A 9,994-nucleotide genomic window follows, 5' to 3' on the forward strand; every position below is an offset into this window, starting at 1 on the left:
TACTAATAACCTATGAAAAAACTTAATCTAAATACCATTTTTCCAAAGTAATGGCATGGTATTATTCTTCTTCTAAGGTTAATCCTAACGCCTCTAAGCGTTCCGCTAGTCGATCCGCGCGTTTCTTTTCTTTATCGGCACGTTTCTTTTCTTTATCAGCACGTTTCTGTTCTTTATCAGCGCGTTTCTTTTCTTGACGCATTTGAGACTCTAACTCAACAGTTGTTAAAAATTTTTCTCCATCGGGACGATACAATTCTAAACTAGATTTATCCCAGATAAAACGCATACCTAAGCGGGGACTTATCCAGTCATTGATGGGGATAATTTCTCTTAAATTTTCTCCCTGTCTTTGCCAACCTTGTAAACGACAGCGCATCGTGTTATATAAATAGTATTCTTCTACACTATATGTGTCATAAAACTCTAATTTTCGACTCATCTCTGCTTTTGTATTCTTCGGTGATAGAATTTCAAAAACTACTTGAGGAGCGATATTTTCTTCCTGCCATTGACGATAGGAACCCCTCCGTCCTTTGGGACGGCCAAAAGCTACCATCACATCAGGAGCAACCGGTGAAACCAAAGTAGAACGCAGAGGATACCAGAGTAAATCTCCGGCAATAAACACCTTAGGGTCATCCGCAAAGATAATCTCTAAATTCTCCTTAATTTTGACAATCCACTCATATTGTTCGGTATTATCTGCCATCGGTTGACCATCACTATCGGGGAAAAGAAGATCGTCGTCAATATCAAGATAACTAACCATTGTCTTTTATTTTTAATAGATGGTTGTTTTTTGATTGTAGCAAGATAATTATGAATTATGAATTATGAATAGGAATTATGAATTGGGGAGTGGGGGAGATGGGGGAGTGGGGGAGTGGGGGAGTGGGGAGGAGGGAGAAAAAAGCTGATGGCTGACAAAAGGTCTTAAGCGGCGGTTATATCTAGTAGAGTCTATATTTATCAAAAAGTTAATTGACTAGAATCTATAAAAGCGTTAGGATTGATGGTGACAAATAGTTATTATTGAGGAGGAGATAAGAACTTGATACAGGCAACCCTGCACCAGTTAAGGGTTTTCGAGGCTACCGCACGACACAGTAGCTTCACCAAGGCGGCCGAGGAGTTATTTATCACTCAACCTACCGTCTCAACCCAAGTCAAACAACTCACAAAAGCCGTGGGTTTACCGCTATTCGAGCAAATTGGCAAACGTTTATTTTTAACCGAAGCGGGTCAGGAATTACTGTTCACCTGTCAAGAGATTTTTAATAAATTGGACAACTTTCAGATGAAAGTGGCCGATATTAAGGGAACTAGACAGGGAAAACTGACTTTAGGCGTAATTACTACCGCTAAATACTTTGTGCCGCGATTACTGGGGGCATTTTGTCAACAGTATCCCGGTATCGACATCGCTCTACAGGTGACTAATCACCAGAAACTGCAAGAGCGAATGTTAAATAACGAGGATGACCTCTATATTCTCAGTCAACCGCCAGAAGAAGTGGAACTTTGTTCTCAGTCTTTTCTGGAAAATCCTCTAGTGGTGGTGGCGCGACGGGATCATCCATTGGTGGGACAGAAAAATCTCCCCCTTGAGTGCCTCAACCATCAACCTTTTATTATGCGCGAATCGGGATCTGGAACCCGCCAAGCGGTACAAAAATTATTTAATCTCCACGATATTAAAGTTAAGGTGCGTTTGGAATTAGGCAGTAACGAGGCCATCAAACAGGCTATTTCTGGCGGTTTGGGACTATCGGTACTATCTAAGCACACTCTCATCTCGGAAGGGGAAAACGGAGAATTAGCCATCCTCGACGTGGAACAGTTTCCAATTCAGCGCAATTGGTACGTTTGTTACCTGGCCGGAAAACAACTTTCCGTGATTGCCGATGCTTTTTTAAAATACCTGCTGGAAGCTAGTCAAGCCATCCCGATTCATGCCCCGTTAAAAAATGGTCACAGCCTATTAGTGACCCATTAAACCTTAAACTTTAATTCAGGATCATTTTTCTTCTTGAGGTGGTTATATGTTCGAGTCCTTCAGCCAGACTATCTGGTTGGTACCTCTTTATGCCTTTGCGGGCGCACTTCTCGCCCTACCCTGGTCTCCCGGTATTATCCGGCAAACCGGCCCGCGACCGGCCGGTTATCTGAACTTGATCATGACCTGCTGGGCTTTTTTGCATAGCCTTTTTGCTTTGCTCGCCGTTTGGGGTCGTCCGCCGCAATCTATAGCATTTAATTGGCTAAATGCCGCAAATTTAAGCATATCTTTAGATGTGCAGATTTCGGTCGTTAATATCGGGGCCTTACTGCTAATTACCGGCTTAAACCTCGCCGCTCAGGTATATGCGATCGCCTATCTAGAAATGGATTGGGGTTGGGCAAGATTTTATTCTCTCGTCGCCCTCTTTGAAGGGGGTATGTGCGCCCTGGTTATCTGTAATTCGCTATTTTTCAGCTATTGTGTGCTAGAAGTTCTCACCCTCGGCACTTATCTGCTAATTGGTTTCTGGTTCAATCAATCTCTGGTGGTAACGGGGGCGCGGGATGCTTTTCTGACTAAACGGATTGGCGATTTAATCCTCTTGATGGGAGTGGTGGCCCTTTTACCCCTGGCGGGAACCTGGAACTTTGACCAATTGGCAGAATGGGCGGCTACAGCCAATTTAAACCCCAATGTGGCTAATTTACTCTGTTTGGCATTGATTGCCGGTCCGATGGGCAAATGCGCTCAATTTCCCCTGCATTTATGGCTAGATGAGGCCATGGAAGGACCGATGCCCGCGACAATTCTGCGGAATACCGTCGTCGTTTCCACTGGCGCTTGGTTATTGGTGAAATTAGAGCCAGTGCTACAATTATCGCCCTTAACTTTACAGGTGATGATCATTGTTGGCTCTGTTACTGCCATCGGTGCGGGGTTAATTGCGATCGCCCAGATCGATGTTAAGCGCTCCCTTTCCTATTCCGTCAGTGCCTACATGGGACTGATTTTTATCGCTGTGGCCACCGGACAAACGGAAACCGCTTTAGTGTTACTCTTTACATACGCGATCGCTATGTCCCTGTTAGTCATGGTGGTGGGTAACATCATTTGGAATAATATCAGCCAAGATTTAAGCCAATACGGCGGTTTATGGTCTCGTCGTCCCGTTTCTGGCATTTGTTATCTCGTCGGTGCCGCTAGTTTAGTCGCACTGCCTCCCTTTGGTGGTTTTTGGGCATTAGCCCGCATGGGCGATCACCTCGCAGAAATCAGTGGTTTACTGTTATTAGTGCTATTGTTGGTCAATGCCTTAACTGCCTTTAGTGTCACTAGAGAATTTTGCGTTTTCTTTGGCGGTAAAATCAAACCAATGACCCTGCGCTCTCCGGAAGCTCTTTGGCCCTTAGTTATCCCCATGACTGTGACCATGGGTTTCGCCCTTCATCTGCCGATTTTATTAGCGCAATGGCATTTATTACCAAGTAACTTAAATCTGGGAGTGGCTTTTCTCTTGGTACTTTCCACTGCTGGGGGCGTAATTCCGGCAGCCTATATTTATCTGAATGAAAATATCTCCAAACCGATCGTTTTTCAACCGAAAGCCGTTCAAGATTTCTTTGCTAACGACCTTTATACAGCCCAATTGTATAAAGTCACCATCGTTTTTGTCGTCGGATTAATTTCGCAAATTATTAACTGGATCGATACCTTTCTGGTGGATGGGATCGTTAATCTGGTGGGATTAGCCACGGTTTTTGGTGGTCAGAGTTTGAAATATAACGTCTCAGGACAGACCCAATTTTACTTTCTGTCGATTATTTTGGGGGTGGCTTTGATTGGTATTATCATCTGCTGGCCCCTACTAGCACAAATTTCTCTAGTTTTCAGTTAAAGATTTGATAACTTAGGCTTTTCTTTAGCATCCCCGGCCCTGACAATAGGATTTGTCCTGATTATATGGAAACAATTACCTATGTTCAATACCTCTCGTCGCCAATTAATCCGTTATGGGGGTGGTTTTTTGGGAACCGGTCTAGCCGCCACTGTTTTGGGTTCTCAGTTGTCCAAAACTAACGCCCAAACCGCCGTTAATTCCCAGCCATGGCTAACGGCTCAAAATCAAGGATTGAACCCAGACCAGGCCTTAACTATGCTCATGGAAGGCAATCAACGTTTCTGGGAACGAAGACAAAAAAGTCCTAACCGCGATCAAGCGCGACTCACAGAAGTGGCCGAAAGTCAAGCCCCTTTTGCGGCAATTTTGGGCTGTGCCGATTCTCGCGTGCCGGCAGAAATCGTTTTTGATCGAGGATTGGGAGATCTATTTGTTTGTCGGGTAGCGGGAAATTTAGCCACTTCCGAAGAAATTGGTAGCCTCGAATTCGGCACGTTGGTGTTAGGAGCCAAGGTAATTGTTGTCCTTGGTCATTCTCGTTGTGGAGCGGTAAAAGCCACCATTGAAGGCGGTCGTTTCCCCGGTCAAATCGGTCGTTTAATCGATGGCCTACAGGTGGGAGTTGATCGGGCTGAAAAACAACCCGGTTCCAACAAACTTGAGCGAGCCATTAAATCCAATGTTGTCTATCAAGTAGAGAAATTGGGCAAATCCCCAGTCATGGGTGATTTAGTAGATAAAAAACAATTAAAAATTGTTGGAGCCTACTACGATCTCGATACCGGCAAAGTGAGCTTAATTTAGTCAATTCTAGATTAGTCATCGTGTCGGTTGGCTAATCCTTTTCTCATCCCAGTCATTATAAATTTGATCGATACCAATATGCTCAGTACCCTGCTTTGGTTGCCAATAATTGGAGCAATTATCGTCGGTCTTTTCCCCGATAAATTTGCCCCAGCAAAATTACGTCAAATTACCCTCTTTTTTGTTGCCGCCGTCCTCTTTTGGTCTTTATATCTGCTGACCCAATATAACTTAACCAGCAATGGCTTTCAATTTTCTGAATACCTGGAATGGGCAAAACCCATCGGGTTAAATTATAACCTCGGAGTCGATGGTTTGTCCTTACCGTTAATTATTTTAAGCTGTTTCTTGACAGGAATAGCTATCTATAGTAGCGAAGAAAAAATAGAGCGTCCCCGACTTTATTACATCCTCATCCTCCTGATTAACGCCGGGGTTTCTGGGGCATTAATGGCCAAAAACCTGCTGCTGTTCATCGTTTTCTATGAACTAGAATTAATCCCCTTTTATCTGATGATTGCTATCTGGGGAGGCGAAAAACGTGGCTATGCTTCGATTAAATTTCTTCTCTACACTGCTGTCTCCGGATTATTAGTCCTAGCGGCATTTTTAGGCATAGGTTTCCTCAATGGTGGCACTTTTGACTACTCCTCCCTCTCGACCGCCGATTTCTCCCAAAAAACCCAGTTACTGCTCTTAACTCTGCTGTTAGTGGGATTTGGCATCAAAATCCCCCTCGTACCTCTCCATACTTGGCTACCAGATGCCTACACGGAAGCTTCCCCCGCTACAGCAATTTTACTAGGTGGTATTCTCGCTAAACTCGGTACTTATGGCTTAGTTCGCTTTGGTCTGCAATTATTCCCGGAAGCTTGGTCTTTAATCGCCCCCGGACTGGCAATTGTCGGCGTTATTAGCGTTATTTATGGAGCTTTGAGCGCTATTGCCCAAAAAGACATTAAACGCATGGTGGCCTACAGTTCGATCGGTCACATGGGCTATATACTGGTAGCAGCCGCCGCTGGCACGGGTTTAAGCGTCCTTGGTGCCGTCGCGCAAATGATTAGCCACGGTCTTATTCTCGCCCTCTTATTCTATCTGGTGGGCATCGTCGAACGCAAAGCCGGAACTAGAGATTTAGACGTTTTAAACGGTTTAATGAACCCAATTCGCGGTTTACCCTTGGTTAGCGCCCTATTAATTCTCGCCGGTATGGCCAGCGCCGGGATTCCCGGATTAGTGGGATTTGTGGCGGAATTTATCGTTTTTCAGGGTAGTTTTTCCCGTTTTCCCGTGCAGACGGTTCTCTGTATCATCGCTTCTGGTTTAACGGCGGTTTACTTTGTTATCCTGCTTAATCGCACCTGTTTTGGTAAATTGGATAATAAACTTGCCTACTATCCCAAAGTCCTGAAATCGGAAACTATACCCGCTTTTGTCCTAATGGTATTAATCGTCTTTTTAGGTATTCAACCCAATTATTTAGTCCGTTGGATTGAACCCACCACTAACTCGATGGTTGCCAGCTTATCGGGGGAAGCAAAACCTAGTTTTGTGTTACAAAAATCTCCGCAAAAGTCCTCAAAAACCAACTGGTTTAATCGGGGTAAATATTTGAGTAATAGTTAGTTATCCCTTGCTGTTTCCGAATTATTGTAACCGCTGCTAATTACTTTACCTAAAACTATGACTGGGACATTAATCAAAGCCAAAATTCCCCCTTCTACTCACGAATTCGCCGACATTATCCACCGGTTAGAAGCGGGTGGCTCCATGTTGCCGGATACTCCCGAAAACCTGATGCAAATTATCGGCATTTATAAAGCTTATGCCGTACCGATGGATTTTTATTGGCGAGATCTGCTCTATATTGCCGAACGAGTTTTCCTCGATCCTTTGCCCTTTTTTAAATATTTTCTGCCCCAAGAATACCTAGACCTACAAAATCATTACGCTGGCGATAATGCCGATTTACGCATCTGGCGCGGTACGGGTTCCGCTCACCCTGAATTGTTAGAATTCATGGATAAAGGTAAAACCCGAAAAATGCCCAGATTAATCCATCACCTCTGGCATGACCGTATTAATATGGAATTTGCTGAAGCCTGTATGCAAGCCATGTTATGGCATGGCCGCGATATGGGTTGGGGTTTATTTGATGCCTATCTCGATTCAGAAGAATATCGCCAAAATGCCGACCGCGCTATTAAGGCCTATTTCAAGAAAAATCCCGTGATGATGAAACTTTATGACCTGTTCCCCGATATGTTTTTGGAACAGGTGCGGATGATGTCCTACTACTCCAATTTAGGACTATTCTGGGAAGTGATGGCCCCGGTATTTTTCGAGATGTCCGATATCTACGATGAAGGCGGCTTTAAAGGTGTTCCCGATGCCATGAATTTCCTCGTTAATGGTATTTTTGCCATCGCTGGCCGGCCGATTTATCATCACGTTTATATTGATGGTCAATGCTACGAAATTATCCCCAAATCAAAGGCTTTTACTTGGCTTTATGAAGCGGCTTTACCCTATGTGGAAGCGGTCTTTTATCGTACTGCTCCCTTCCGGGGTACAAAGTCTTATAATGCCCAAGCAAAACAGGTTCCTGACGAACAAAAAGACTTTCACTATGGCATTCTTTATGCGGATGTTTTCCCCGTGGGTACTGCGGGAATTCCGCCGACGTTGTTAATGGATGATATGTATCATTTTTTACCCCAATATCTGATTGATTACTATCAGCAAAACTGCCGGGGGGAAGACGATATTTTGATTCAATTGGGCATTAGTTTCCAGCGATCGATGTATAATGTGACTTCGGCAGTTATTCAAGCTCTACGCACTGCTTTACTCTATCCCCTCGATGATCCTAATCCCAAACATTTACTTAAAAATCGTCAATTCTTTGAGGCACAAATGGACAGATTTAAACGCCCCGAAGCGCGTCTTAGAGATATACAAAGTCCTAATTATCGTTAAGGTTTTTGGGTTATTTTTCTGGTGGGTTTATCGCCCACCTTTTTTGATTATGAGATAACCGAACCCCAAGTCATACTAATACTAAATCCGTTGAGTAACCCACAGAAAACGGGTTTTTCCGAGAAACCCGTTTTCTACTCGAGGGAATAAATAATCAGTATTTAATAGCCAGATTTAGTATTAAGTACCTAAGCAAAATTAATTACACATTTCTAAGTACCTAAGCAAAATTAATTACACATATCTAACCACCTCTTGCCTCCTGCCTTTTGCCTTTTGCCTATCTTCACTAGGAAATTAATTTTGCACGACTACTTATAAAGCTTTTGCTTCTTGCCTTCGTTAAAACCACCCACTTAATAGGATAGTTACAGAACGTAAAAATTGGCTAATTCAGGAGTTATTATTATGCTAGACCAAATGATGAAGATGTTAGAAGGGCAACAAATAGGCCCCTATCGTCTTAATAAATTTCTCGGTGCGGGTGGTTTTGGGGGTGTATTTCATGCTAGTGAAATGGTCAGAAATACATCGGTCAAAGAAGTTGCCATTAAAGTTATCCCCGAAAGTAGCGATGATAAATTAATTGAGTTAACAAATTCCAGAAAGTTAGAACATCCTAATTTAATTAAGAGTTATGCGGTGGGGGAATTTACTTTTCTCAATACAGAGATGCTTTATTTAGTGATGGAATTGGCACAGGGTAGCCTAGAAAATCACATTGCTAAAGGCAGTTTGTCAGCGGATGAGATTACAAATATTACTGCTCAAGTCGCCCAGGGCTTAAATTATCTTCATCGACAAAATAAAGTCCATCGAGATTTAAAACCGGGTAATATCCTCAAGGTTAATCAACAATACAAGTTAGCAGATTTTGGCTTAATTAGAACTTTAAATAATAAAAGTCACACTCAAACAGTCCACAATACCGGTACAATTATTTATATGCCTCCCGAAGCCTTTAGGGGGGATATTTCCTCAGCTTGGGATCTGTGGTCATTAGGTATTATGTTAATCCAAATGACCACTAATCAATTTCCCTATAAGTTCAATAATGACAATAATCAATTAATGGTAAAGGTGATAAATTGTGAGCTACAAATCCCTAGTTTACCGAAAGAGTTTAAACCGATTATTGAAGGGTGTTTGCAAAAAGATAGAAGACAAAGATGGACAGCACAACAGGTTTTAAATGCCTTACAAGCAGTCAAAAAGCCTGTTTCACCAATACCCCTAATTGTTTCACCTACTCCATTTACCGAAAAACTACCCAATCGAGTCACACTGGAGATGGTGAGCTTACCAGCAGGTGAATTTCTTATGGGATCTCCTGATAGTGATCCCGCTTCTGAAAGCTGGGAAAAGCCTCCACACCTGGTTCAAGTCAATAGTTTTGCCATTGGGAAATATCCAGTGACTCAGGCACAATATCAAGCAGTAATGGGAACCAATCCCTCTCGGTTTAAAAATTGGTTTAAAAATAATCCCCAAAATCCAGTAGAAAATGTTAACTGGAACGATGCTCAAGCCTTTTGTCAAAAATTGAGTCAAATAACAGGAAAAACCTATCGCCTCCCCACAGAAGCGGAATGGGAATATGCTTGTCGTGCGGGGACTACTACTCGCTTTTATTTCGGTGATGATGCTAATCAGTTAGGAGATTACGCTTGGTATAGCGCAAATTCTCAGAGTAAAACTCATCCTGTAGGCCAGAAAAGGCCCAATGCTTGGGGACTGTATGACATGAGTGGCAATGTTTGGGAGTGGTGCGAAGACGATTGGCATAGTAGCTATATCGGAGCGCCGACGGATGGCAGTGCTTGGTTAATAAATGATAATGATAATGATTATCGCATACGGCGGGGCGGTTCTTGGTTCTACGATCCGTCTCTCTGCCGTTCCGCTTTCCGCAGCGGCCACAACCGCCGCGACAACGACTTCATCCTCGGTTTTCGGGTGGTGTGCGGTGCTGGGAGGACTCTGTAACCCTTTTTCCCTTTTTTTCCCTTTTTACCCTTTTTCCCGCCCTTAGGCGGGTCGATTTTTTTTTGAGAAAATTGAGGTGGCATGAGTAGAAAAGGGGTTTCTCGGAGAAACCGGTTTTCTGTGGGTTACTCAAGGGATTTAGGATAATATTGGTGCGTTAGGTTGCGTATGTAATTAATGTAAATTAAATAATATTGTGGCGCTCCTAACGCACCCTACCTACTCAACGGATTTAGGATAATATTGGTGCGTTACGTCGCCTATGTAATTAATGTAAATTAAATAATATTGTGGCGCTCCTAACGCACCCTACCTACTCA

At 43.2% G+C, this 9,994-nt stretch carries 7 protein-coding genes; 6 read left to right on the top strand and 1 reads right to left on the bottom strand.

Annotation, left to right across the window (positions count from 1 at the left end; genetic code table 11):
- Positions 1 to 61: 61 nt before the first annotated feature.
- Entirely contained in the window at positions 62 to 772 is a 711-nt protein-coding gene (locus tag PN470_RS07310; protein ID WP_103111199.1) for a Uma2 family endonuclease, read from the bottom strand.
- Between the two features lie 282 nt (positions 773 to 1,054).
- On the opposite strand from PN470_RS07310, the gene PN470_RS07315 reads away from it, so the two are divergent.
- From PN470_RS07315 to PN470_RS07340, 6 genes are all read left to right on the top strand, one after another.
- On the top strand, positions 1,055 to 1,999 hold the full coding sequence (locus PN470_RS07315) for a LysR family transcriptional regulator (protein ID WP_002733390.1): 945 nt from the start codon (positions 1,055 to 1,057) through the stop codon (positions 1,997 to 1,999).
- A 46-nt stretch (positions 2,000 to 2,045) separates the two neighbouring features.
- Positions 2,046 to 3,899, top strand: a complete 1,854-nt coding sequence (locus PN470_RS07320) for an NAD(P)H-quinone oxidoreductase subunit F (protein WP_272104182.1) — start codon at positions 2,046 to 2,048, stop codon at positions 3,897 to 3,899.
- 81 nt (positions 3,900 to 3,980) lie between these two features.
- Complete coding sequence (locus PN470_RS07325; protein ID WP_271937103.1) at positions 3,981 to 4,706, top strand: carbonic anhydrase; 726 nt, start codon at positions 3,981 to 3,983, stop codon at positions 4,704 to 4,706.
- 78 nt (positions 4,707 to 4,784) lie between these two features.
- Entirely contained in the window at positions 4,785 to 6,335 is a 1,551-nt protein-coding gene (locus tag PN470_RS07330) for an NADH-quinone oxidoreductase subunit M (RefSeq protein ID WP_272104185.1), read from the top strand.
- A 57-nt stretch (positions 6,336 to 6,392) separates the two neighbouring features.
- Positions 6,393 to 7,688 (top strand): CO2 hydration protein, encoded by a 1,296-nt coding sequence (locus tag PN470_RS07335; RefSeq protein WP_061433310.1) that lies wholly within the window; start codon positions 6,393 to 6,395, stop codon positions 7,686 to 7,688.
- A 408-nt stretch (positions 7,689 to 8,096) separates the two neighbouring features.
- Positions 8,097 to 9,674, top strand: a complete 1,578-nt coding sequence (locus tag PN470_RS07340; protein WP_272104187.1) for an SUMF1/EgtB/PvdO family nonheme iron enzyme — start codon at positions 8,097 to 8,099, stop codon at positions 9,672 to 9,674.
- The last annotated feature ends 320 nt before the right edge of the window (positions 9,675 to 9,994 follow it).

Source organism: Microcystis sp. CS-574 (assembly GCF_028329095.1).
Taxonomy (GTDB): Bacteria; Cyanobacteriota; Cyanobacteriia; order Cyanobacteriales; family Microcystaceae; genus Microcystis; species Microcystis ichthyoblabe_A.

What these genes read in the sequence shown, in the direction of transcription:
- PN470_RS07340 (WP_272104187.1), top strand. Translation starts at nt 8,097, where the DNA reads ATGCTAGACCAAATGATGAAGATGTTAGAAGGGCAACAAATAGGCCCC.
- PN470_RS07325 (WP_271937103.1), top strand. Translation starts at nt 3,981, where the DNA reads ATGTTCAATACCTCTCGTCGCCAATTAATCCGTTATGGGGGTGGTTTT.
- PN470_RS07320 (WP_272104182.1), top strand. Translation starts at nt 2,046, where the DNA reads ATGTTCGAGTCCTTCAGCCAGACTATCTGGTTGGTACCTCTTTATGCC.
- PN470_RS07330 (WP_272104185.1), top strand. Translation starts at nt 4,785, where the DNA reads ATGCTCAGTACCCTGCTTTGGTTGCCAATAATTGGAGCAATTATCGTC.
- PN470_RS07335 (WP_061433310.1), top strand. Translation starts at nt 6,393, where the DNA reads ATGACTGGGACATTAATCAAAGCCAAAATTCCCCCTTCTACTCACGAA.
- PN470_RS07310 (WP_103111199.1), bottom strand. Translation starts at nt 772, where the DNA reads ATGGTTAGTTATCTTGATATTGACGACGATCTTCTTTTCCCCGATAGT.